Genomic DNA, 23145 nt, shown 5'->3' with positions numbered 1-23145 from the left:
GCTCAGCCGGCCTCTCCCACGGCCCGCAGCGCGCCCGGGCGGCGGCCGTCGAGGCGGTCCAGGGCCGCGGCCGTGGCGTCGTCGGCGGGCAGGTGGACGATGAGGCGCTGGCCTTCGTCGGGCAGCACGAGCGTCTCGTGCAGCAACCGCAGCGATCCGGCCTCCGGGTGCTCGATGTGCTGGGATCCCGTCCGCCGCGGTGCCAGGGCCAGGTCGGCGAACCGGTCGGCGAAGTCCGCCCCCGCCGTCACCGTCAGCTCGTCGGCCAGCTCGGCGACGTAAGGGTCCCGGAGCGGGGCCCCGTGCCGGAGCCGGGCGACGAGGTCGTCGGCCACCCGGTCCCAGTCGCGGTAGGCGTCACGTGCCCGCTCGTCGGTGAACAGGTACCGGAGCAGGTTGGGCCGCTCGTCGTCGAGCAGGCCCAGGGAGCCGGCCAGCCGCTCGTAGCCCGCGGTGTGGGCGAGGATGTCGCCGATCCAATTGACCACCAGCGCCGGGGTCGGCTCCAGGCGGTCGAGCACGGACCGGACGGTGGGGCGCGCCGTGCGGCCGAGCGAGGGGGCCGCCGCGCAGACCAGCGGATCGCCGCCGTCCGCCTCCTTGGTCAGGCGGCGCAGCAGCATCCGGTCGTTGAGGGACAGGTGCAGGGCGTCGGCGAGGGCGCCGAGCACCTGGGCGGAGGGGTTGCGGTCGCGGCCCTGTTCCAGCCGGGTGAGATATTCGACGCTGACGCCGGCGAGCGTGGCCAGTTCGGCGCGCCGCAGGCCCGGGGTGCGGCGCCGCTGCCCCGTGGGCAGCCCCACCTCGGCGGGGCTGACGGCTTCACGCCAGGTGCGCAGGAAGGTGCCCAACTCGTTGTCGCTCACCCGCCGAACGTACAGCGCGCGCGGGCGCGGATCGTGGCCCTGCCACTACCAGGCTCCGGACGGTCTCCCTCCCCGGCCGCCCGGCCCTCAGGGTGGAGCACATGACGAACGACATCGCTGACGCCGCTGCCGCCACCGCCCTGCCGCTGGCTCCGGGGACCTGGGCTCTGGACCCGTTCCACTCCTCCGTGAACTTCACCATCCGTCACCTGGGCATCGCCAAGGTGCAAGGGCGTTTCGAGCGGTTGGAGGCCGAACTGTTTATCGGGGAACGGATCGAGGACGTGCGGGTCTCCGCGACCGTCGACCTGGCCTCGATCAACACCGGCAACGCCGACCGGGACGCCCATGTACGCGCCTCCGACCTGCTCGATGTCGCGAAGCGCCCGACGATGACGTACCGCTCGACGCGGGTGTCGGGTGAGGGCGAGGACTGGACGATGGAGGGTGAGCTGACGATCGGCGGGGTGACCCGGCCGGTGACGCTCGACGTGGAGTTCGGCGGGCTGGTCGAGGTGCCCATGGACGGCAGCCGGCATGCCGGGTTCGAGGCGACGGGGGAGATCCGGCGCAGTGAGTTCGGGCTCGACTTCGCTCCGGGGCTGCTCGGGGAAGTGGTGAAGATCCAGCTCGATATGCAGTTCGTGGAGCCGAAGAACGACTGAACGACTGAACGACTTCAGGACAGCCGAGGCGCTGTGCCCCACGGGAGATCGTCACCGATGATCCCGTGGGCGCACAGCGCCTCGGCGCGGTCCTGAGCTCTGTCCTCAGCTCTTGCTGGTCCGCGTCGTCTTCTTCGCGGCGGCCTTGGTCGCGGTCTTCTTCGCCCTGGCCTGCGCCGGGACCGTCTTCTTCGCCGCCGTCTTCTTCGCCGCCGCCTTGCGCGGTGCCTTCACCGAGGAGGCGTCGCTGATGCGGTCGGCGCCGAGGACCTCCCGGAGGAACTTGCCGGTGTGGCTGGTCGGGATGCCGGCGACCTGCTCGGGCGTGCCCTCGGCGACGACCAGGCCGCCGCCCGCTCCGCCCTCGGGGCCCATGTCGACGATCCAGTCGGCGGTCTTGATCACGTCGAGGTTGTGCTCGATGACGATGACCGTGTTGCCCTTGTCGACCAGCCCGGACAGGACCGTCAGCAGCTTGCTGATGTCCTCGAAGTGCAGACCGGTGGTCGGCTCGTCCAGGACGTAGACCGTGCGGCCGGTGGAGCGGCGCTGGAGCTCGCTGGCGAGCTTGACGCGCTGGGCCTCACCGCCGGACAGGGTGGTCGCGGACTGGCCGAGCCGGACGTAGCCGAGGCCGACGTCCTTCAGGGTCTTCATGTGGCGGGCGATCGAGGGGACCGCCTCGAAGAACTCCGTGGCCTCCTCGATCGGCATGTTCAGGACGTCGGCGATGGACTTGCCCTTGTAGTGGACCTCCAGGGTCTCCCGGTTGTACCGGGCGCCGTGGCAGACCTCGCACGGGACGTACACGTCCGGGAGGAAGTTCATCTCGATCTTGATGGTGCCGTCGCCCGAGCAGTTCTCGCAGCGGCCGCCCTTGACGTTGAAGGAGAAGCGGCCGGGCAGGTAGCCGCGGACCTTCGCCTCGGTGGTCTCGGCGAACAGCTTGCGGATGTGGTCGAAGACGCCGGTGTACGTGGCCGGGTTGGAGCGCGGGGTGCGGCCGATGGGCGACTGGTCGACGTGGACGACCTTGTCGACGAGGTCGTCGCCGTCCACGCGCGTGTGCCGCCCGGGGACGCTCTTCGCGCCGTTCAGCTCACGGGCCAGGTGTGTGTACAGGATGTCGTTGACCAGCGTCGACTTGCCGGAGCCGGACACGCCGGTGACGGCGGTGAGCACACCCAGAGGGAAGGACACGTCGATGTCCTGGAGGTTGTTCTCCCGGGCGCCGTGCACCGTGAGCTGCCGGGACGGGTCCAGCGGACGCCGGATGTCCGGCAGCGGGATGGCCTTCTTGCCCGACAGATACAGGCCGGTCTGGGACTCGGCGTTGGCGAGCAGTTCCTTCAGGGAGCCGCTGTGGACGACCTTGCCGCCGTGCTCACCGGCGCCGGGGCCGATGTCGACGATCCAGTCGGCGGTCTTGATGGTGTCCTCGTCGTGCTCGACGACGATGAGCGTGTTGCCCATGTCGCGCAGCCGGACCAGGGTCTCGATCAGGCGGTGGTTGTCGCGCTGGTGCAGACCGATGGACGGTTCGTCGAGGACGTACAGGACGCCGACGAGGCCGGAGCCGATCTGGGTGGCCAGGCGGATGCGCTGGGCCTCGCCGCCGGAGAGGGTGCCGGCCGCGCGGTTCAGCGAGAGGTAGTCCAGGCCGACGTCGACCAGGAACCGCAGCCGTTCGTTGACCTCCTTCAGCACGCGCTCGGCGATCTTCTTGTCGCGGGCGGTGAGCTTGAGCTCGCCCAGGAAGTCCGCGCAGTCGCTGATCGACATCGCGGAGACCTCGGCGATGGACTTGTCCATGACCGTGACCGCGAGGACGATCGGCTTCAGGCGCGTGCCCTCACAGGTGGGGCAGGGCACCTCGCGCATATAGCCCTCGAAGCGCTCACGGCTGGAGTCGCTCTCGGCCTCGCTGTGCCGGCGCTTGACGAAGGGGATGGCGCCCTCGAAGGCCGTGGTGTACCGGCGCTCGCGCCCGTAGCGGTTGCGGTAGCGGACCTCGACCTGGGTCTTGTGGCCGTGGAGCAGGGCCTTCTTGGCGCGCTGCGGCAGGCCCGCGAAGGGGATGTCCGTCCGGAAGCCCAGCGCGTCGGCCAGGGCGCCGATGAGGCGGCCGAAGTAGTCCTTGGTGTGGCCGTGCGACCAGGGGTGGATGGCGCCCTCGTCGAGGCTCTTGTCCTCGTCCGGGACGATCAGCTCCGCGTCGACCTCCATGCGCGTGCCGATGCCGGAGCAGTCCGGGCAGGCGCCGAAGGGCGAGTTGAAGGAGAAGGAGCGGGGCTCCAGCTCCTCGAAGGACAGGTCGTCGTACGGGCAGTACAGGTGCTCCGAGTACATGCGCTCGCGCTCGGGGTCGTCCTCGGGGAGGTCGACGAAGTCGAGCACGACCATGCCGCCGGACAGGCCGAGCGCGGTCTCCACGGAGTCGGTGAGGCGGCGCTTGGCGCCCTCCTTGACCGTGAGGCGGTCGACGACCACCTCGATGGTGTGCTTCTCCTGCTTCTTCAGCGTGGGCGGGTTCGACAGCTGGATCGTCTCGCCGTCCACGCGGGCGCGGGAGTAGCCCTTGGTCTGGAGCTCGGCGAAGAGATCGACGAATTCGCCCTTGCGCTCGCGCACCAGCGGCGACAGCACCTGGAAGCGGCTGCCGTCGGGCAGCTCCAGGACCTTGTCGACGATGGCCTGCGGCGACTGGCGGGAGATCGGGCGGCTGCACTCGGGGCAGTGCGGCTTACCGATGCGCGCGAAGAGCAGCCGCAAGTAGTCGTAGACCTCGGTGATGGTGCCGACCGTGGAGCGCGGGTTGCGCGAGGTCGACTTCTGGTCGATGGAGACCGCCGGGGAGAGGCCCTCGATGAAGTCGACGTCCGGCTTGTCCATCTGGCCGAGGAACTGCCGGGCGTAGGAGGAGAGCGACTCCACGTAGCGCCGCTGCCCCTCGGCGAAGATGGTGTCGAAGGCCAGCGAGGACTTGCCCGACCCCGACAGGCCCGTGAAGACGATGAGCGAGTCGCGCGGGAGGTCGAGCGAGACGTTCTTGAGGTTGTGCTCGCGCGCTCCACGAACGATGAGACGGTCGGCCACGCCGGTCCGCACCTTTCTTGAGAGAAGTGACAGGGGCGGGGCCCCCGTCTTTTCTCAGACTAGGGGGAGCCACTGACAACGCCGGTCGGATTCACGGGTTGCCAACAAACCCCGGCTCTCCAGCATGCCCGACATCACGTCCGACCCTATAGCACGTGCATTCGATTTACGGCACTCGTTCACCACCTTCACCCGAAGGTGTGGCGGGGCTAGGGTCAGCACCATGATTGATCACGGTCATGACCTGGCATCTGTACAGGACGCCACGGAACGGCTGCTCATCGCAGTCGGCAAACTGGACAACGCGTCTGTGACGCAGCCGTCACGGCTTCCCGGCTGGACCCGTGGCCATGTCATCGCCCACCTCGCCCGCAACGCGGACGCCCTCGTGAACGTCCTCGAGGGGCGTCCCATGTACGTCTCCGGCGAGGCCCGGGACGCCGACATCGAGCGGGACGCCCCGCGCGCCCTCGACGTCCAGCTCGCCGACCTGCGCGAGAGCGCGGCCCGCTTCCAGGGGACCGGGGCCGCTCCGGCGGACTGGTCGCGCACGGTGGAGCTGCGGGGCGGGGTCACGGACTCCGCGTCCCGGGTGCCGTTCCGGCGCTGGGTGGAGGTGGAGCTGCACCACGTGGACCTGGGGATCGGGTACGAGCTGGAGGATCTGCCGGCGGAGTTCACCGAGCGGGAGATCGTTTTCCTGGCCGACCGGTTCGCCGGGCATCCCGACGTACCGCCCACACGCGTCACGGACGGCACGCGCGCGTGGAGCACGGGACGGGAGGCCGGCGACGGACCCGAGGTGACCGTCACCGGTCCCCCGGCCGATCTGCTGGGCTGGCTCGCCGGACGCCGAGCCGGATCCGCGCTGGAGACGGCCGGCGGCCCGCTTCCGGCGCTGCCCCCGCTCTAGGACCCGGGCCGCTCCCCCGCTATAGGCTGGCGGACATGACGTACAGCGGAGAGGTGACGGTCGGCGGGCCCGCCGACGTGCACGAGCTCAAGGACCTGATGATCACCAAGATCGCGGTCGGCCCGATGAACAACAACGCCTATCTGCTGCGCTGCAGGGCCACGGACGAGCAGTTGCTGATCGACGCCGCGAACGAGGCGGAGACCCTGCTCGGCATGATCGGTGGCGACGGCATCGCGTCCGTCGTCACCACCCACCAGCACGGCGACCACTGGCAGGCGCTCGCCGAGGTCGTGGCCGCCACCGGCGCCCGCACGTACGCGGGCCGGGACGACGCCGACGGCATCCCCGTACGGACCGATGTCCTGGTCGACGACGGCGACACCGTCCGGGTGGGGCGCGTGGAACTCACCGCGCGCCACCTGGTCGGGCACACGCCCGGCTCGATCGCCCTCGTCTACGACGACCCGCACGGGCATCCCCATGTGTTCACCGGGGACTGCCTGTTCCCCGGCGGTGTGGGCAACACCCACAAGGACCCCGAGGCGTTCGCCAGCCTCCTCCACGATGTGGAGACCAGGATCTTCGACGTCCTCCCGGACGAGACCTGGGTCTACCCGGGGCACGGCAACGACACGACGCTGGGCACGGAGCGCCCGCAGCTTCCGGAGTGGCACGCGCGCGGGTGGTGACCGCTCACGCGGGGCGCATGCGTGGCGGGTGGTGAGCCGCGCACGCGCCCCGTGTGAATCGTTCGCACACGCCGGTGCCGTACATGCGCTCCCCTCGCCCCTGGTCGGGCGGTCAACTGGGAGGAGCCCCGCGCAGGATGACGGCTCCTGGGCGGATGGGCCGCCGGCCTGTCGATCCCCGCCCTCGGCCGGCGGCCCCGGCTGTTCACAAGATTGCAACACCCGTTCCCACCATGCGGAACATGTCGTCGTGACCTCGACAAACGGGTCCGTCGGCTGCCAATCTCCCGCCATGCATCCTGCCCCGCGTGCCCTGCGCCGCGCTGCCGCCGTCGTCGTCCTCCTCGCCGCCGCCGTGAGCTGTGCCCCGCAGCCGGAGGCATCGGACCGGCCGTCGGCGTCCGGCGGAAACACCTGTGAGAAGGGCAAGTTGGCCACCGAGAACTCGGGCAGGCTGACCATCGCGACCGACGAACCCGCCTACGAGCCCTGGTTCAAGGATGACGACCCGGCCGGCGGCAAGGGCTTCGAGTCGGCGGTCGCGTACGCCGTCGCCGAGCATCTCGGGTACGGCAAGGACAAGGTCACCTGGCAGACCGTTCCCTTCAACAAGGCCTTCGCGCCCGGCGAGAAGACCTTCGACTTCGACATCAACCAGGTGTCCGTCAGCGAGGAGCGCAGGAAGGCCGTGGACTTCTCCTCCGGCTACTACGACGTGCGCCAGACCGTCGTCGCGCTGAAGGGCTCCAAGGCCGCGAAGGCGAAGAGCATCGCCGACCTGAAGGACGTGAAGCTGGGCGCCCAGGTCGGCACCACCAGCCTCGACTACATCGACGACGTGGTGAAGCCGAATCAGGCGGCGGCCGTCTACGCCAAGAACGACCAGGCCAAGTCCGCGCTGAAGAACGGCCAGGTCGGCGCCATCGTCGTGGACCTGCCGACGGCCTTCTACATCACCGGGGCCGAGATCACGGACGCGAGGATCGTCGGCCAGTTCGAGAACCAGGGCGGCACGCCGGAGCAGTTCGGTCTCGTGCTCGACAAGGGCAGCGCGCTCACCCCCTGCGTCTCGCGGGCCGTGGACGCGCTGCGCGAGGACGGCACGCTCGCCGAGCTCGAGCAGAAGTGGCTGTCGGACGCCGTCGACGCTCCGGTGCTCAAGTGACGGTGGACAAGGCGCAGGCGGCGGAGGGCTCCGCCGAGCGCGAGGAGCAGGACGGCGGCTACGTCCCCTCGCAGCGGCGCCTGGACCGTGAGCGCTACAAGCGGGCCCGGGCCCGGCGTGCCACCGCGATCGGCGCGCTCTCGACCCTGGTCACCGGAGTGGTTCTCTACCTGGTCGTCGTCAACGCCCCGGGCTGGCCGCGCACCAAGGAGACCTTCTTCGACTGGGGGTACGCGCGCGAGGCGTTCCCGAAGGTCCTCGAAGGGCTGTGGCTGAACGTCCGGCTGCTGCTGATCTGCGGTGCCGCGGTGCTCGTCCTCGGCATGCTGATCGCCGTCGCACGGACGCTGCGCGGCCCGGTGTTCTTCCCGCTGCGCTTCCTGGCCGCCGCCTACACGGACTTCTTCCGGGGGCTGCCGCTCATCATCAACCTGATGATCGTGGTCCTCGGCCTTCCCGCGCTGCGGCTCCAGGGAGTGACCGTCGACCCGGTGCTCCTCGGCGGCACCGCGCTCACCCTGACGTACTCGGCGTACGTCGCCGAGGTGTTCCGCGCCGGCATCGAGTCCGTGCACCCCTCGCAGCGCGCCGCGGCCCGCTCGCTCGGGCTCAGCAACCGGCAGGCGCTGCGCCACGTGGTGCTGCCGCAGGCGGTACGCCGCCAGGTGCCGCCGCTGCTGAACGACCTGGTGTCGCTCCAGAAGGACACCGGGCTGGTCTCGATCGGCGGTGCGGTGGACGCCGTACGGGCCGCCGACATCATCGTGGGCCGCAGCCTCAACTACACGCCGTACATCGTCGCGGGGCTGGTCTTCGTCGCGCTGACCATCCCCATGACCCGCTTCACGGACTGGGTGACGGCACGGATGGACCGCCGGCGGGCCCAGGGAGGAACCACATGAGCGAGACGCCCGTGCTGCGCATGGAGTCCGTCCGCAAGACCTTCGGCGGCTCGGTCGTCCTGCGGGACGTCGACCTGGAGGTCGCCCCGCACACGGTGACCGCGTTGATCGGCGCCTCCGGCTCCGGCAAGTCCACGCTGCTGCGGTGCGCGAACCTGCTGGAAGAGATCGACGACGGGGCGATCTGGCTGGACGAGGAGGAGATCACCGACCCGCGCGTCGACCAGGACGCCGTGCGCCGCCGGATCGGCGTGGTCTTCCAGTCGTACAACCTCTTTCCGCACATGACGGTGCTGGAGAACATCACGCTCGCTCCGCGCCGGGTGCACGGCCTGCCCCGCGCCAAGGCCGAGGCACGCGCGCGTGAGCTGCTGGAGCGGCTGGGGCTGGACGGCAAGGCGGGCGAGTACCCGGACCGGCTGAGCGGCGGCCAGCAGCAGCGGGTGGCGATCGTGCGCGCCCTGGCCGTACGCCCCCGGCTCCTTCTGCTGGATGAGATCACCGCGGCCCTCGATCCCGAGCTGGTGGGCGAGGTCCTCACCGTCGTCCGCGATCTGAAGGGCGAGGGCATGACCATGGTGCTGGCCACGCACGAGATGGGCTTCGCGCGGGAGGTCGCCGACCAGGTGTGCTTCCTGGAGGGCGGCGTGGTGCTGGAACGCGGCACCGCCGAGCAGGTCTTCGGGGAACCGCGGCAGGAGCGCACGCGGCGCTTCCTGCGGCGGATCGTGGAGGCGGGGCGGCTATAGGCGGGGCGAGCCCTGTGTAAGGGGCGCTTGCCATGGCCGTCGGGGCTTACCTCGCGCAACGCGGGCAGGGTCTAGGCGTCCGCCTGCCCCGCCCCCGCCAGCGCCGCGACGCGCTCCACCCCGAACACATAGCCCTGCACCCCGCAGCCCGCGATGACCCCGTCGGCGCGCAGCGAGACGTAGGAGTGGTGCCGGAACGACTCGCGCTTGTGGATGTTGGAGATGTGGACCTCCAACACCGGCAGGTCGTCACAGGTGTTGAGGGCGTCCAGGATGGCGACGGAGGTGTGCGAGTAGGCACCCGGGTTGATCACGATGCCGCAGTGGTTCAGCCGCGCCTCGTGGATCCAGTCCACCAGCTCGCCCTCGTGGTTGGACTGGCGGAAGTCGACCGTGCCGCCGTGCGCGGCCGCCGCCTTGGCGCAGAGGGCCTCCACGTCGGCGAGTGTGTCCGAGCCGTAGATCTCCGGCTGACGCTGGCCGAGCAGGTTCAGATTGGGGCCGTTGAGGATCATGATCGGGGCGTGGGCCAGGGTGCGGGGCACGGTTCCTCCGGTCCGTTCAGGGTCGGGCGGCCCGTGACGGACCGCTGCTCGGACCCGGTTTATCACGGTGCGCCGACAGCGCGCCGGGCCGTAGCCTCCCGGCATGACGAGCCTTGCCTATCCGCCCAAGCCCTCGCCCGGTGACCGTATCGCCGTGATCTCCCCCTCCTCCGGCCTGCCGGGGCTCTTCCCGCTCCCCTACGAGCTGGGGCTGGAGCGGCTGCGCAAGGAGTTCGGGCTGGAGCCGGTGGAGTATCCGGCGACGCGCAGGATGGGCTCGACGCCCCGGGAGCGGGCCGACGACATCCACGCCGCCTTCGCCGACCCGGACATCAAGGCGGTCATCGCGTCGATCGGCGGGGACGACCAGATCACCGTGCTGCCGCTGCTGGACCGGGAGTTGATCCGGGCGAACCCGAAGCCCTTCTTCGGGATGAGCGACAACACCAACCTGCTCGCGTTCCTGCGCAACAGCGGCATCGTCGGCTACCACGGCGGGAGCGTCATGGTCGAGCTGGGCCGTCCCGGTGCCCTGCACCCGCAGACCGCCGACTCCCTGCGGGCGGCCCTGTTCACCTCCGGCCCGTACGAGCTGCAGCCCGCCGAACGGTGGCGTGACCTCGACCGGGACTGGGCGGATCCGGCGACCTTCGACGCCGAGCCGGAGACCCGGCCCGGGACCGGCTGGACCTGGTTCAACGCCGACCGGGTGGTGGAGGGCCGCAGTTGGGGCGGGTGCCTGGAGATCCTCGGGTGGCTGCTGATGGCCGACCGCGAGATCGCGCGCGACCCGTCCGAGTACGACGGCGGGGTGCTGCTGCTGGAGACCTCGGAGGACATGCCGAGCGCCGCGGAGGTCTTCAGCACCCTGCGCAACATGGGCGAGCGCGGGCTGCTCCAGCGCTTCCCGGCGCTGCTGATGGGCCGTCCGAAGACCTGGTTCTTCGAACGTCCCAACACCCCGGAGGAGGCCGCTCGTTACGCCTCCGACCAGCGCGAGGCCGTCCTGCGCGCCATGCGGGCCTACGCTCCCGACACCACGATCGTCTTCGACGTGGACTTCGGGCACACCGATCCGCAACTGGTGATCCCGTACGGGGGAATCGTGCGCGTGGACGGACCGGAGAGGCGCATCACGGTCACCTACTGAAGGACCCCGAGCCCCCGCGCGCCCCCGTAACCGGCCGTCACCGTGGGTAGTTGACGCGGCATGCACGACGTACGCTCCGTAAGGGCACCCTCCATGCCGCGCCTCGCGGCCGCCTCGCTCGCCGGCACGGCCATCGAGTTCTACGACTTCTTCGTCTACGGGACCGCGGCGGCCCTCATCCTGGGGCCGCTGTTCTTCCCGACCTTCTCGCCGGTGGCCGGGACACTGGCCGCCTTCGCCACGTTCGGCGTGGGCTTCGTGGCGCGTCCGCTGGGGTCGGTGCTGTTCGGCCACATCGGGGACCGGCGCGGGCGACGGCCGGTCCTCGTCGCCTCCCTGCTGCTCACCGGCGCCTCCACGGTCGCGGTCGGCTGTGTGCCCACGTACGACACGATCGGTGTGCTCGCTCCCCTGCTGCTCCTGGTGCTGCGCTTCCTGCAGGGGCTTGGGCTCGGCGGGGAGTGGGGCGGGGCGGTGCTGCTGACGGTGGAGCACGCGCCCGCCGAGCGACGGGGGCTGTGGTCGAGCTTCCCGCAGGTCGGGCCCGCCGTGGGGTTCCTGCTCGCCAACGGTGTGGTGCTGGGGTTGTCGGCGACGCTGTCCGAGGCGCAGTTCGCCGCGTGGGGATGGCGGGTGCCGTTCTGGGCGGCGGGCGTGCTGGCGCTCGTGGGGCTGTGGCTGCGCTCGTCACTCCCCGAGAGCCCCAGCTTCCTCGAACTCGACGACCACGCGCGCGTGCCGATCGCCGAGGTCCTGCGCGACCACTGGCGCCTCCTCCTGCTGACCGGCGGAGCCCTCGCGATCGGCTACGCGATCTTCTACGCCGTGACGACCTGGTCCCTCGCGTACGGCACGGAACGGCTCGGGGTGAGCCGCACCGTCATGCTGACCTGCATCATGGGCGCGGTGCTCGTGAAGGGCGCGCTCACGCCGCTGGTGGCGATGCTCGGGGACCGCTACGGCAGACGCCCCATGTGCCTGGCCGGGTGTGCGGCGGCCGCCCTGTGGATGTTCCCGATGGTCGCGTTCCTGGCCACCGGCAGGCCGCTGCCGATGTTCCTCGGCTTCCTGGGGGCGATGCTCTCGTTCATCACGATGTTCGCCGTGATCGCCGCGTATCTGCCGGAGCTGTACGAGCCGCGGGTGCGCTGCACCGGCGCCGCCGTCGGCTACAACCTCGGCGGCGTCCTCGGGGGCGCGCTCACGCCGATCGTGGCGACCGCGCTCGCCGAGCAGGGCGGGCGGGTGCCCTGGGGCGTGGCCGCGTATCTGACGGCGATCGCGCTGGTCAGCCTGGGGTGCTTCGCGCTGCTGCCGGAGACGCGGCCGGTGCCCGGGGAGGCGGGGGCGAAGGCTGAGGTGGAGGCGGAGGCCGAAGCTGGGGCGGGGTCCGGGGCTGGGGCGCCTACGGGTTGATCGCCAGTTCCAGGTACGCCGCGAACAGCACCAGATGGACCCCGCCCTGGAGCGGTGTGGCCCGGCCCGGGACCACCGTCAGGGAGGCCACCACCACGGTCAGCGCGAGCAGCACCATGTGCGTGGCGCCGAGGCCGAGCACCAGCGGGCCGGACAGCCACACGGACGCGAGCGCGACGGCGGGGATGGTCAGGCCGATGCTGGCCATGGCCGAGCCGAGGGCGAGGTTCAGGCTGGTCTGCACACGGTCGCGGCGTGCGGAGCGCATCGCGGCGATGGTCTCCGGGAGCAGCACCAGCAGCGCGATGATCACGCCGACCACGGCCTGGTGCAGCCCGGCGGCCTCCACCCCGGACTCGATGGTGGGCGACACACCCTTGGCCAGGCCGACCACACCGATCAGCGCCAGGCCCAGCAGTCCCAGGCTGATCATGGCGGTGCGGGCGGTCGGCGCCGCGGCGTGCTCCTCGGCGGTGATCACATCGCCCTGCCGGGTGATCGGCAGGAAGTAGTCCCGGTGCCGCACGGTCTGCGTCGCGACGAACAGGCCGTACAGGATCAGCGAGGAGACCGCCGCGAAGGTCAGCTGGACGGTGGAGAACTCCGGGCCCGGTTTGCTCGTGGTGAACGTCGGCAGCACCAGGCTGAGCGTGGCCAGGGTCGCGACGGTCGCGAGTGCGGCGCCGGTGCCCTCGGGGTTGAAGACGGCCGTGCCGTGCCGCAGTGAGGCGACCAGGAGGCACAGGCCGACGATGCCGTTGCAGGTGATCATCACGGCTGCGAAGACCGTGTCGCGGGCCAGTGTCGCGCTCTTGTCCCCGCCGTCGACCATCAGGGTGACGATGAGGGCGACCTCGATGATCGTGACGGCGACGGCGAGAACGAGGGAGCCGAACGGCTCACCGACCCGGTGCGCCACCACCTCGGCATGGTGGACGGCGGACAGAACAGCTCCCGCCAGGACCAGGGTCACCAGCGCGACGACAGCCGCCGGCAGATCGCGCCCCCAGGTGAGGACCAGCAGCACGGCCGCGAGCACGGGCACCAAGGTCGTCCACTGTGCCGTGAGCGGCCTGCGCCGAGCGATCATGCAGTGATCGTCGCAGAGGTCCGGGGGCCCCGCACTCCGGTCGCGCGGGGCCCGGGCCGGGCTACTTGAGCTCGCTCGCGTCCAGCAGGTCGCAGTTGGTGTAGACACGCTCGCCGATGCAGAGCGCGCCCAGCTTCTCCGCCATCCTGCCGGTCTCGGGGTCGTCGCTGTTGCGCATGGCCTCCTCGTGCGACTCGAACTCGATCAGCGCCAGATAGCGGCGGGGGTTGTCACGGTCCTTCAGGAGGATGCGGTGCGTGGGGCCGCCCGTCCGGCCGGCGAAGCGCTGCCCCGCCTCCTCGAACACCTGCTCCATCTCGTCCAAGTGCTCGGTCTCGAAGTCGATGATCTGCACGAACTTCATGGCACCTCCAGCCGGCCACGGCGCCCCCGGACCGGGGAACACGCTCAGGAACCAAGCAAGCACCGGGACCGGTGGTCGGCAATTCGCCGGCCACCGGTCCCGGTGATGGTTGTTCCTAAGTCGTCCGACGCGGTCAGACGTCGATGCTGTCCTTCGGAGCGTTTCCGCTCTCCCCCTGTGCCGCCTCGGCCGCCGCCTGCTTCTTGGAAGCTCGCAGACTGGTGATCGTGGTGACGATCAGGACGGAGCAGATCACGCCGAGCGAGACCGGAATGCTGATCTCGGGGACATGCACCCCGGACTCGTGCAGCGCGTGCAGCACCAGCTTCACGCCGATGAAGCCCAGGATGATCGACAGGCCGTAGCTCAGGTGGACCAGCTTCTTCAGCAGGCCGCCGATGAGGAAGTACAGCTGACGCAGACCCATCAGGGCGAACGCGTTGGCCGTGAAGACGATGTACGGGTCCTGCGTCAGGCCGAAGATCGCGGGGATGGAGTCGAGGGCGAACAGGACGTCGGTGGTGCCGATCGCGAGCATCACGACCAGCATCGGGGTCATGACCCGCTTGCCGTTCTCCTCGATCCACAGCTTGGTGCCGTGATAGCGGTCGGCCACACCGAAGCGGCGCTCGGCCGCCTTGAGCAGCTTGTTCTCCTCGAACTCCTCGTCCTCCTCGTCGGCCCGGGCCTCCTGGATGAGCTTCCAGGCGGTGTAGATGAGGAAGGCGCCGAAGATGTAGAACACCCACGCGAAGCTGGCGAGGATCGCCGCGCCGGCCGCGATGAAGATGGCCCGCAGGACCAGGGCGATGAGAACACCGATCAGGAGAACGCGCTGCTGGTACTGCGAGGGCACCGCGAACTTCGCCATGATCAGGACGAAGACGAAGAGGTTGTCGACGCTCAGCGACTTCTCGGTGATGAAGCCCGCGAAGAATTCACCGGCGGGCTGGCCGCCGCCGAACACCAGCAGACCGAGCCCGAAGAGCGCGGCCAGCACGATCCAGACGATCGTCCAGATCCCGGCTTCCTTGATCGACACGTCGTGCGGTTTGCGGCCGATGAAGAAGTCGACCGCGATCAGGGCGGCGAGACCCACGATCGTCAGGACCCATAGGGTCACGGAAACATCCACTGCGCCTCCGGCAGTCGTTAACGGCAAATGTCAGCGTCGTCGCTGCCGGAGGTCTCTTCCACCCAAGGATGGGCCGACGCCCCGGGATCTGGCCTGATCCGTATTGACGGGCACGTCGCAGCAGACAGGGAGTACTCCCCTCCGTGCCGACAACAGTACCTTCATCACCAAGAAAAGGTAAAGCGGTTGGCAAAAGAAGGATCAAAATCCCAGGTCAGGAGGCTTTACATGTACTTGGTGCGGGCGGCTGCGACCTGGCTGAGCACCTGCTGGAGGACCTGGCTGCCGGTCGGCACGAGCGAGGGCTCGTACGTCCAGGCGTGACCGACCCACGGGTCGGCGAGGTGGTCGTCGGGCACCGGCGTCAGTCGCAGTAGCGAACGCCACAGCGGGTCGAGCAAAGGCCCGTATCCGGAGGACTCCTCCCGGTCGGCGACCATCATCAGGTGGACGCCGAAGGCGGGGCCCTCGTCGGCGAGGTAGCGCAGCTGGTTCACGGCACGATCGTCGAAGCCGTGCGGGAAGTCGTTGACGATCAGCAACTGCTGCGAGGTGTCGAAGCCGGGCGGCAGGGAGTCGGCGGCGCCTCCCCGCACCGCCATCTGCACCAGGTCGACCCGCTGGGTGAGCCGCCCCAGCACGTCCGCCACCCCCGCGGCGCCGAGCGCGGGCGTGGCCGCGAGCACACCGCTCTGCACGAGAGGCGCCAGCGGCTGCGCCCCCGAGCCGGCCGGGTCGATGACATGGACCGTGAACTCGCCCGCCGGGTAGACGGCGAGCAGCCGGGCCGCGTGCGCGACCGCCGTGTCCATGGCGAGACGCCCCAGGGCATGTGAGTCGGCGAACGAACCGTCCGACGATCCGGTCCGGCCGCTGTCGATCCACAGACCGCGCTCCAGCGGCAGCCGGACCAGCATCGGAATGCGGATCCGGTCGGCCTCGGGGAGATGGAGGTCGCCCAGGCGCAGCGCCATGGGGATCTCCATCGGCGGCCGGTAGGCGTGCCACACGGGGTTGTCCCAACGGGCGTACGCCGGGGGCAGGGCCGGTTCGACGACGCCGACCTCGGCCGTGAGCTGGGAGAGGTCCCGGTCGAGGGCCTCCCTGGCCTGGGCGACGAGCTGTGCGTGCCGGGCGCGGGCCGCCTCACGAGCGGCGTCACCCTGTCCGCCGATCCGGCTGCGCGGGTCGGACAGCACCTGCTCGATCTCCTTGTCCATCCGGGACTCGGCGAAGTCGACGGCACTGCGGTAGGCGGCGGTGGTGCGGGCCAGGTCCTCGAACATGCCCCACACCTGGTTGTAGAGCCGCTCCTCCATGGACCAGCCGGTCGCGTCGCCCGCCACGGGCTGGGCGGGCTGCCCGGGCGCGGCGGGGGGTGCGGTGGGCGGAGGCGGGGGCGGAGCGGTGTTCTGGCGGCCGGGGTGGCTGTAGTCGATCGGGCCGCCCGCCGCGGGCGCGGACTGCTGGGTGACGGAGGACGGGTCCGGCGCGGCGCCGGGGTACGCCGACGGCTGCGGTCCGGACTGTCCCGGCCCGCCCGGCGTCTGCCCGCCGTACGGGGACATCGGTGGGACCGGCCCTGGCTGAGGTGCGGTGCCGCCCTGGTCCGGGCCCAGGGCCGGGGCGGCTGTCCGGCGGGAACGGTCGCCGTCCGCGGTGCGCGGCGGCGGTGCCTGCACCGAGCGGGCCACGCCTTGGGACACCGCCTCGTCGATGTTGCCCGCGAGCTGCCGGGCCTCGGGCAGCCCCTGGTCGGTGAGGAGTTCGGCGAGGCCGCCGGCATAGCCCTGGCCGACCGCGCGCACCTTCCAGGCGCCCTGCCTGCGGTAGAGCTCCAGGGCGACCACGGCCGACTCGGAGTCCAGGCCGGTGAGGGTGTAGCTGGCGATCTCGCCGCCGTCGAGGCCGGTGACGGCGACGAACGGGGCGGCGACGGCGCCGAAGCGGACCGGGCCCGCCCCACCGGCGGGCAGGGCGAGCAGAACGCCGACACGGTGGACGGCCTCCGGCAGGGCGTCCAGGTCCACCGCGAGGCGGTGGTCGGCGGCGGCCTGCCGGGAGACCTCGAGACCGGGCTGGGTGGGTGCGCCCGGGTGGGCCACCCATTCCACGCCGCGGATCCTGCCGGTCTCGTCGCTGAGCGCGGCCGCGGCCACGACCGGAGTACCGGCCGAGACCCGGATCTCGAGACGGGCCTGGGAGAGCGGGTGGTTCTGCCCCCGCACCAGCTCGGCCGTCATCGCCTTCGTCCCCCTGTGTCGTTGTGTGGTGTCGTGTGCCGCTCGCCGGCCCGCCCCCGAGCGGTTGCCCCTGCTGTCCTTAGAGGACGGGCAGAATCGTCGGCATGAGGTCCTGGAAGGTACGGCCGTTGGCCGGGTTGCCCAGGGCCGTCATCGACCAGCCCGAGCCCGAGCGGTGCACCTTGGCCATGATCTGGGCCGTGTACTGGCCGCCGCCGGCCAGTGTGTAGCGGGCGAGCTCCTGGCCGTTGGTCTCGTCGACCAGGCGGCAGAACGCGTTCTGCACCTCCTGGAACGTCTGGCCCGTGAAGGAGTTCACCGTGAAGACGATCTGGTCGATGTGGACCGGGACCCGGGAGAGGTCGACGAGGATGGCCTCGTCGTCGCCGCCCTGGCCGACACCGCCGACGAGGTTGTCGCCGGTGTGGCGCACCGAGCCGTCGTCGCTCACCAGGTGGCGGAAGAAGACGACGTCGACCGGCTGCTTGTCCGCGAACAGCACGGCGGAGGCGTCGAGGTCGACCTCGCGCGTCCGGGAGCCGAACAGGCCGCGCCGGGGAGCCGCCTGCCAGCCGAGACCCATCCGCACCGCGGTCAGGCTGCCGCCGTCGTTCTTCTGCAGACTGATGGCCTGACCCTTGGTCATGTTGACGGTCACGCGCTGATTCCCCTCTCGAACGTCCCCTGTTGCCGCGCATTCGCGGTTGACCAGAACCCTACGCAGCGGCACTGACAGTGACGTACCCCGATCGGCGCTTTGTGTCGGTCTTGCAACACTGCGCGTACGCGGTCCGCTGTCAGGCCAGGCCCGCCTCCTTCATCTGGCGCAGTTCCTTCTTCATCTCGGAGACCTCGTCGCGCAGCCGGGCCGCGATCTCGAACTGGAGGTCCGCAGCGGCGGCCCGCATGCGCGTGGTGAGCTCCTCGATCTGCTCGGCGAGTTCGGCCGCGGGGCGGTCGGTCGGCACCGTCTCCTTGGCCTTGCCCTTGCCCTTGGCGGGCTTGGCCCCGTCCGCGGCCTTGCCGCCCAGGGAGGGCACGGGCGCCTTGGCACCTCCGCCGTCCTTGCGCCCCTTGCGGTAGCCCGAGCCGAGCAGCTGCTCGGTGTCGATGTCCTCGCGGGCGATCTGGGCGACGATGTCGTTGATCTTCTTACGGAGGGGCTGGGGGTCGATGCCCTGTTCCGTGTTGTACGCGATCTGCTTCTCCCGGCGCCGGTTGGTCTCGTCGATGGCCTTCTCCATCGCCGGGGTGATCTTGTCGGCGTACATGTGGACCTGGCCCGAGACGTTGCGCGCGGCGCGGCCGATGGTCTGGATCAGGGAGGTGCCGGAGCGCAGGAAGCCCTCCTTGTCGGCGTCCAGGATCGCCACCAGGGACACCTCGGGCAGGTCGAGGCCCTCCCTCAGGAGGTTGATGCCGACGAGCACGTCGTACTCGCCGGAGCGCAGCTCGCGCAGCAGCTCGACGCGGCGCAGGGTGTCGACGTCGCTGTGCAGATAGCGCACCTGGATGCCCAGCTCCAGGAAGTAGTCCGTGAGGTCCTCGGCCATCTTCTTGGTGAGCGTGGTGACCAGGACGCGCTCGTCCTTGTCGGTGCGGGTCCGGATCTCGTGGACCAGGTCGTCGATCTGGCCCTCGGTGGGCTTGACGACGACCTCGGGGTCGATCAGGCCGGTGGGGCGGATGATCTGCTCGACGACGCCGTCGCCGCGGGAGAGCTCGTAGTTTCCGGGGGTCGCCGACAGGTAGACCGTCTGGTCGACGCGCTCCTGGAACTCCTCCCACTTCAGGGGGCGGTTGTCCAGGGCGGAGGGCAGCCGGAAGCCGTGGTCGACGAGAGTGCGCTTGCGGGAGGCGTCGCCCTCGTACATGGCGCCGATCTGGGGCACCGTGACGTGCGACTCGTCGATGACGAGGAGGAAGTCGTCCGGGAAGTAGTCGAGCAGGGTGTTGGGCGGGGAGCCGGGCAGGCGGCCGTCGAAGTGCATCGAGTAGTTCTCGACGCCGGAGCAGGAGCCGATCTGGCGGAGCATCTCGATGTCGTACGTGGTGCGCATCCTGAGGCGCTGGGCCTCCAGGAGCTTGCCCTGCTTCTCCAGTTCCGCGAGGCGCTCGCCCAGCTCCTTCTCGATGTCGTTGACCGCCCGCTCCAGGCGCTCGGGCCCCGCGACGTAGTGGGAGGCCGGGAAGACGTACAGCTGCTGGTCGTCGCTGATGATCTCGCCGGTGAGCGGGTGGAGGGTGGAGAGCGCCTCGATCTCGTCGCCGAACATCTCGATGCGGACGGCCAGCTCCTCGTAGACCGGGAAGATCTCGATGGTGTCGCCGCGGACGCGGAAGGTGCCGCGGGTGAAGGCCATGTCGTTGCGCGTGTACTGGATGTCGACGAAGCGGCGCAGCAGCTCGTCCCGGTCGAACTCGTCGCCGACCCTGAGGGGGACCATGCGGTCCACGTACTCCTGCGGTGTACCGAGGCCGTAGATGCAGGAGACCGAGGCGACCACCACGACGTCGCGGCGGGTGAGCAGCGAATTGGTCGCGGAGTGGCGCAGGCGCTCGACCTCCTCGTTGATCGAGGAGTCCTTCTCGATGTAGGTGTCCGACTGCGGGACGTACGCCTCGGGCTGGTAGTAGTCGTAGTACGAGACGAAGTACTCGACGGCGTTGTTCGGGAGCAGCTCGCGGAACTCGTTCGCCAGCTGGGCGGCCAGTGTCTTGTTCGGCGCCATTACGAGGGTGGGGCGCTGGAGCTTCTCGATCATCCACGCGGTGGTGGCGGACTTGCCGGTGCCGGTCGCGCCGAGCAGGACGACGTCCTTCTCGCCTGCCTGGACGCGCCGGGCGAGATCGGCGATGGCCGCCGGCTGGTCGCCGTTCGGCTGGTAGGGGCTGACGACCTCGAAGGGCGCCACCGTGCGTTCGATCTGGGAAACGGGCCGCATGGGATCCACCGTACGACCCCGCACTGACAACGGGCTCCGATCAGCGATTCTGCGGGGCCCGGGAGCGGCCGCGCTCCACGGGGCGGCGGGGGCGGAACCGCAGTCGGTGCGCGGAGTGGTGGACGGCCGTGTGGGCGTGGGCCGGGATGCCGGGCTTCTGCTCGGCGGGTGCGACGGCGGGCTTCCCCATGACCATCAGCGGGTCGAACATCACCACGACGCCCGCGAGCAGGAGGAAGGCGAGCGGGCCGATCAGCATCGGCGCGAGCAGGGCCGCCGGCGACTCTCCCGAGGTGGGCGTCGCGGTGCCGTGGAGGTGGACGTCGAGGGCGGCCATGCCGGTGTAGTGCATGCCGCTGACGGCGAGCCCCATGACGAGGCTGGCGCCCACGCTCCACAGGAATCCCCGGACCTGGCCGGCCGCCCACAGGGCTGCGGTGGCGGCGCACATGGCGATCGCGACGGAGATGCCGACGGTGAGGGTGTTGTACTCCAGCTTCCCGTCCAGGCGCATGCTGGCCATACCGAGGTAGTGCATCGACGCTATGCCCAGACCGGTGATGGTGCCCCCGGTGAAAAGGGCCGTTCCCCGAGCGCCCTTGTAGCCCACGATGAAGACCCCGACGCCCACCATGACGATGGCCACGGCGAGGCTCGCGAAGGTCATCGCCTTGTCGTAGTGGATCGGTGTCTCCTGGACCGTGAACCCCATCATGGCGACGAAGTGCATGGTCCATATGCCGGAGCCGATGGCGGCCGAGCCGAGGGCGAGCCAGCCGGGGCGCCACGACTGGGCGACGAGCATGGATCTGGTGGTGCACCGCAGCCCCAGGGCGCCGCCGAGGCAGGCCATGAGGTAGGCCACCAGGGGTGTGACCAGGCCGTAGCTGAATCCGTCGACCGTGCCCTGCATGCGCGGCTGCCCTTCCCGCCCTTTGCGTCCCGGAACTCCTGATGTGCCCCCTCCCAGGACCGCACGAGCGGTCAGGGTTGACGCAGAGAGTATGACTCCCACCGGAATGGTCGAACGACTTTCCGGCAAAGAAACACGGCCTTGCCTCAGTTGTGCGGCACCAGTGACCGGAGTTGGGTCATCTGCGTTCAACCTGTGGCCATCCTGCACCCCTCTCGCGTTGACCCTCTGCTGTCACAGTTGATCTGTCTGTGATGTCGCCGAACGCTCACGCGAGGAGTACGCATGCACGCGCGCGCTGTTGCCGCCTCCACCACCGCACTCCTGGGGACCGCCGCTCTCCTCGTCCCCGTCTCCCCCGCCGGGGCCGCCGACGCCGAGCCGGCGCCGCTGGTCATCGCCCACCGGGGCGCTTCCGCGTACGCGCCCGAGAACACGCTGGCCGCCGTCGACAAGGCGGCCGAGCTGGGCATCGCCTGGGTGGAGAACGACGTCCAGCAGACCAGTGACGGCGAGCTCGTCGTCGTCCACGACGACAACCTGCGGCGCACCACGGACGTCGAGGAGGTCTTCCCCGGGCGGGCCCCCTGGAAGGTGAAGGACTTCACCGCCGCCGAGATCGCCCGTCTCGACGCGGGCAGTTGGTTCGGCCCCGACCACGCGGGCGCGCGCGTGCCGACGCTGGAACAGTTCGTGGACCGCGTCGAGCGGCACCACCAGAAGCTTCTCCTGGAGATCAAGAACCCGGAGCTGTATCCGGGCATAGAGCGCCAGACGCTCAAGGTGCTCAGCAACGAAGGCTGGCTCGACACCTCGCATCTGGCGGGCCGGCTGATCGTGCAGAGCTTCAGCGCGGACAGCGTCCGGACGGTGCACGAGCTGAAGCCCGGTGTGAAGACCGGCTTCCTGGGGACGCCGCCGGTGTCGGAGCTGTCCGCCTACGCCGGCTTCGCCGACCAGATCAACCCGTCGCACGGCTCGCTCTCCACGGCGTACGTCTCCGCCGTGCAGGCGTTCGACGGGCCGCACGGCACGCCCATGGAGGTCTTCACCTGGACGGTCGACGACGCGGCCACCGCCCAGCGCGTCGCCCGCTACGGCGTCGACGGGATCATCGCGAACAAGCCGGATGTGGTGCGGGAGGCCGTGGGCGGGTGAGCCGTCGCCCCGGGGGCGTTGTCAGTGGTGGGTCGTACGGTGGGCGCATGGACAGCCATGGGCAGGTCGAGCAGCGGGTCGTGTGGGGCGTCGTCGACAGCGACATCGGTCCGCTGCTGCTGGCCGCGACCCGCGAGGGCCTGGTCAGCGTCGTGTTCCATGCCACGGACGCGGTGCGGGACCGGGCTCTCGAGCGGCTGGCGTCGCGCCTCGGCACCGAGCCCGTCGAGGATCCGGGCTCCCCGCTGCTGGCCGAGGCGATACGCCAGATCGAGGCGTACCTCGCGGGTGGGCGACGCGACTTCGACCTGCCGCTGGACTGGTCGCTGATCTCCGGCTTCAACCGCGAGGTCCTGCGCGAACTGGCCTCGGGCGTGCCCTACGGCACGGTCGTGGGGTACGGCGATCTGGCCGGGCGGGTCGGGCAGCCCGGCGCCGCGCAGGCCGTCGGGATGGCCATGGGCGCCAACCCACTGCCGGTGGTGGTGCCCTGCCACCGGGTCGTCGAGAGCGGCGGCGGCATCGGCGGCTTCGGGGGCGGTCTGGAGACCAAGCGGAAGCTGCTCGCCCTGGAAGGGGTGCTGCCCGAGCCTCTCTTCTGAGGTCCCGCCGAGGTCCGTTCTGAGGTCCCGCCGAGGTCCGCTCTGAGGTCCCGCGCCTGGTCAGTCGTAGTGCCGCGCCTCGAAGACGTTCCCGTCCGGGTCCCGGAAGTAGAAGCTGCGGGTGGCCTTGCCCCGGGCACCGAAGGAGTCGTAGGAGAGGTCCGACATCGGTACGGAGCGTTCTTCGAGCCGGCTGAGAAGGGCGTCGAAGTCGCCCCGGGGCAGGGACAGGCAGACGTGGTTGACGGGGTGGCCGGCGCTGTCGGCGGCGCCGGGCAGCATCGTCATGCGTTCCGCGAAGGTCCGCGGCATGAGGTCGAGGATGGTCTCGTCGTTGACGCGCACGGAGGGGAACGGCACCTTGCCCGCGGCGAACTCGGTGAGCCTGAGCGTCTCCAGGCCGACGGCCTTCTCGTAGAAGTCGGCGGCGGCGACCGGGTCGCGCACCCAGAGGACGACGTGGTCGAGACGTGCTGTGTGGTCCGTCATGCACTCCAGGCTCGTGACCTCCGTGACAGCCCGCAAGGGTTTGGCCC

The 23145-nt window shown here is 70.3% G+C and carries 21 protein-coding genes; 10 read left to right on the top strand and 11 right to left on the bottom strand.

Annotated features, from left to right (window positions below; all coding sequences use genetic code 11):
- Positions 1-2 precede the first annotated feature (2 nt).
- A complete protein-coding gene (locus KJK29_RS29310) occupies positions 3-866 on the bottom strand; it encodes a helix-turn-helix domain-containing protein (protein WP_215122182.1) in 864 nt (287 codons plus the stop codon).
- A gap of 101 nt (positions 867-967) precedes the next feature.
- Here KJK29_RS29310 and KJK29_RS29305 point away from each other — a divergent pair, with 101 nt between their 5' ends.
- Positions 968-1531: a YceI family protein gene (locus tag KJK29_RS29305; protein ID WP_215122181.1), complete on the top strand. Its 564-nt coding sequence runs from the start codon at positions 968-970 to the stop codon at positions 1529-1531.
- Positions 1532-1636: 105 nt separating this feature from the next.
- On the opposite strand, the gene uvrA is transcribed toward KJK29_RS29305, so the two are convergent.
- Positions 1637-4627 carry an excinuclease ABC subunit UvrA gene (gene uvrA / locus KJK29_RS29300; RefSeq protein ID WP_215122180.1) on the bottom strand — a complete coding sequence of 997 codons (2991 nt, stop codon included), beginning with the start codon at positions 4625-4627 and terminating at the stop codon, positions 1637-1639.
- Between the two features lie 223 nt (positions 4628-4850).
- Here uvrA and KJK29_RS29295 point away from each other — a divergent pair, with 223 nt between their 5' ends.
- From KJK29_RS29295 to KJK29_RS29275, 5 genes are all read left to right on the top strand, one after another.
- Positions 4851-5540, top strand: coding sequence for a maleylpyruvate isomerase family mycothiol-dependent enzyme (locus KJK29_RS29295; protein WP_215122179.1), 690 nt, complete (start codon positions 4851-4853; stop codon positions 5538-5540).
- Between the two features lie 35 nt (positions 5541-5575).
- A complete protein-coding gene (locus KJK29_RS29290) occupies positions 5576-6232 on the top strand; it encodes an MBL fold metallo-hydrolase (protein ID WP_215122178.1) in 657 nt (218 codons plus the stop codon).
- Between the two features lie 292 nt (positions 6233-6524).
- Positions 6525-7397 (top strand): ABC transporter substrate-binding protein, encoded by an 873-nt coding sequence (locus KJK29_RS29285; RefSeq protein ID WP_215122177.1) that lies wholly within the window; start codon positions 6525-6527, stop codon positions 7395-7397.
- A 2-nt stretch (positions 7398-7399) separates the two neighbouring features.
- Positions 7400-8299 carry an amino acid ABC transporter permease gene (locus tag KJK29_RS29280; protein ID WP_370869212.1) on the top strand — a complete coding sequence of 300 codons (900 nt, stop codon included), beginning with the start codon at positions 7400-7402 and terminating at the stop codon, positions 8297-8299.
- The gene (locus tag KJK29_RS29275; protein ID WP_215122175.1) at positions 8296-9048 is read left to right on the top strand and encodes an amino acid ABC transporter ATP-binding protein; all 753 of its coding nucleotides are present in this window, start codon (positions 8296-8298) and stop codon (positions 9046-9048) included. The genes KJK29_RS29280 and KJK29_RS29275 overlap by 4 nt, the downstream gene beginning before the upstream one ends.
- Positions 9049-9119: 71 nt before the next feature.
- On the opposite strand, the gene aroQ is transcribed toward KJK29_RS29275, so the two are convergent.
- The gene (gene aroQ, locus KJK29_RS29270) at positions 9120-9593 is read right to left on the bottom strand and encodes a type II 3-dehydroquinate dehydratase (RefSeq protein WP_215122174.1); all 474 of its coding nucleotides are present in this window, start codon (positions 9591-9593) and stop codon (positions 9120-9122) included.
- Positions 9594-9696: 103 nt separating this feature from the next.
- Between aroQ and KJK29_RS29265 the strand changes: the two genes are divergently transcribed.
- The gene (locus tag KJK29_RS29265; protein WP_215122173.1) at positions 9697-10743 is read left to right on the top strand and encodes a S66 family peptidase; all 1047 of its coding nucleotides are present in this window, start codon (positions 9697-9699) and stop codon (positions 10741-10743) included.
- Between the two features lie 93 nt (positions 10744-10836).
- Positions 10837-12159 (top strand): MFS transporter, encoded by a 1323-nt coding sequence (locus tag KJK29_RS29260; protein WP_215122172.1) that lies wholly within the window; start codon positions 10837-10839, stop codon positions 12157-12159.
- Here KJK29_RS29260 and KJK29_RS29255 read toward each other — a convergent pair.
- From KJK29_RS29255 to KJK29_RS29225, 7 genes are all read right to left on the bottom strand, one after another.
- On the bottom strand, positions 12149-13249 hold the full coding sequence (locus tag KJK29_RS29255; protein WP_215122171.1) for a calcium:proton antiporter: 1101 nt from the start codon (positions 13247-13249) through the stop codon (positions 12149-12151). The two genes, KJK29_RS29260 and KJK29_RS29255, sit on opposite strands and share 11 nt — an antisense overlap.
- Positions 13250-13310: 61 nt before the next feature.
- The gene (locus tag KJK29_RS29250) at positions 13311-13613 is read right to left on the bottom strand and encodes a hypothetical protein (protein WP_215122170.1); all 303 of its coding nucleotides are present in this window, start codon (positions 13611-13613) and stop codon (positions 13311-13313) included.
- Positions 13614-13746: 133 nt separating this feature from the next.
- Positions 13747-14748: a TerC/Alx family metal homeostasis membrane protein gene (locus KJK29_RS29245; protein ID WP_215122169.1), complete on the bottom strand. Its 1002-nt coding sequence runs from the start codon at positions 14746-14748 to the stop codon at positions 13747-13749.
- 224 nt (positions 14749-14972) lie between these two features.
- A complete protein-coding gene (locus tag KJK29_RS29240; RefSeq protein ID WP_215122168.1) occupies positions 14973-16991 on the bottom strand; it encodes a TerD family protein in 2019 nt (672 codons plus the stop codon).
- Between the two features lie 79 nt (positions 16992-17070).
- Positions 17071-17649: a TerD family protein gene (locus tag KJK29_RS29235; protein ID WP_215122167.1), complete on the bottom strand. Its 579-nt coding sequence runs from the start codon at positions 17647-17649 to the stop codon at positions 17071-17073.
- Between the two features lie 139 nt (positions 17650-17788).
- Positions 17789-19936, bottom strand: a complete 2148-nt coding sequence (gene uvrB, locus KJK29_RS29230) for an excinuclease ABC subunit UvrB (protein ID WP_215122166.1) — start codon at positions 19934-19936, stop codon at positions 17789-17791.
- A gap of 40 nt (positions 19937-19976) precedes the next feature.
- Positions 19977-20849, bottom strand: a complete 873-nt coding sequence (locus tag KJK29_RS29225) for an MHYT domain-containing protein (protein WP_215122165.1) — start codon at positions 20847-20849, stop codon at positions 19977-19979.
- Between the two features lie 285 nt (positions 20850-21134).
- On the opposite strand from KJK29_RS29225, the gene KJK29_RS29220 reads away from it, so the two are divergent.
- Positions 21135-22007, top strand: a complete 873-nt coding sequence (locus KJK29_RS29220; RefSeq protein ID WP_215122164.1) for a glycerophosphodiester phosphodiesterase — start codon at positions 21135-21137, stop codon at positions 22005-22007.
- Positions 22008-22054: 47 nt separating this feature from the next.
- Positions 22055-22609: a methylated-DNA--[protein]-cysteine S-methyltransferase gene (locus KJK29_RS29215; RefSeq protein WP_215122163.1), complete on the top strand. Its 555-nt coding sequence runs from the start codon at positions 22055-22057 to the stop codon at positions 22607-22609.
- Positions 22610-22669: 60 nt separating this feature from the next.
- On the opposite strand, the gene KJK29_RS29210 is transcribed toward KJK29_RS29215, so the two are convergent.
- Complete coding sequence (locus KJK29_RS29210) at positions 22670-23098, bottom strand: VOC family protein (protein ID WP_215122162.1); 429 nt, start codon at positions 23096-23098, stop codon at positions 22670-22672.
- Between the last annotated feature and the right edge of the window lie 47 nt (positions 23099-23145).

Origin of the sequence: Streptomyces koelreuteriae (assembly GCF_018604545.1) — a bacterium.
Lineage (GTDB): Bacteria > Actinomycetota > Actinomycetes > Streptomycetales > Streptomycetaceae > Streptomyces > Streptomyces koelreuteriae.
Note: the sequence above shows the minus strand (reverse complement) of the source record. Positions and strands in the feature narration are given on the sequence as shown.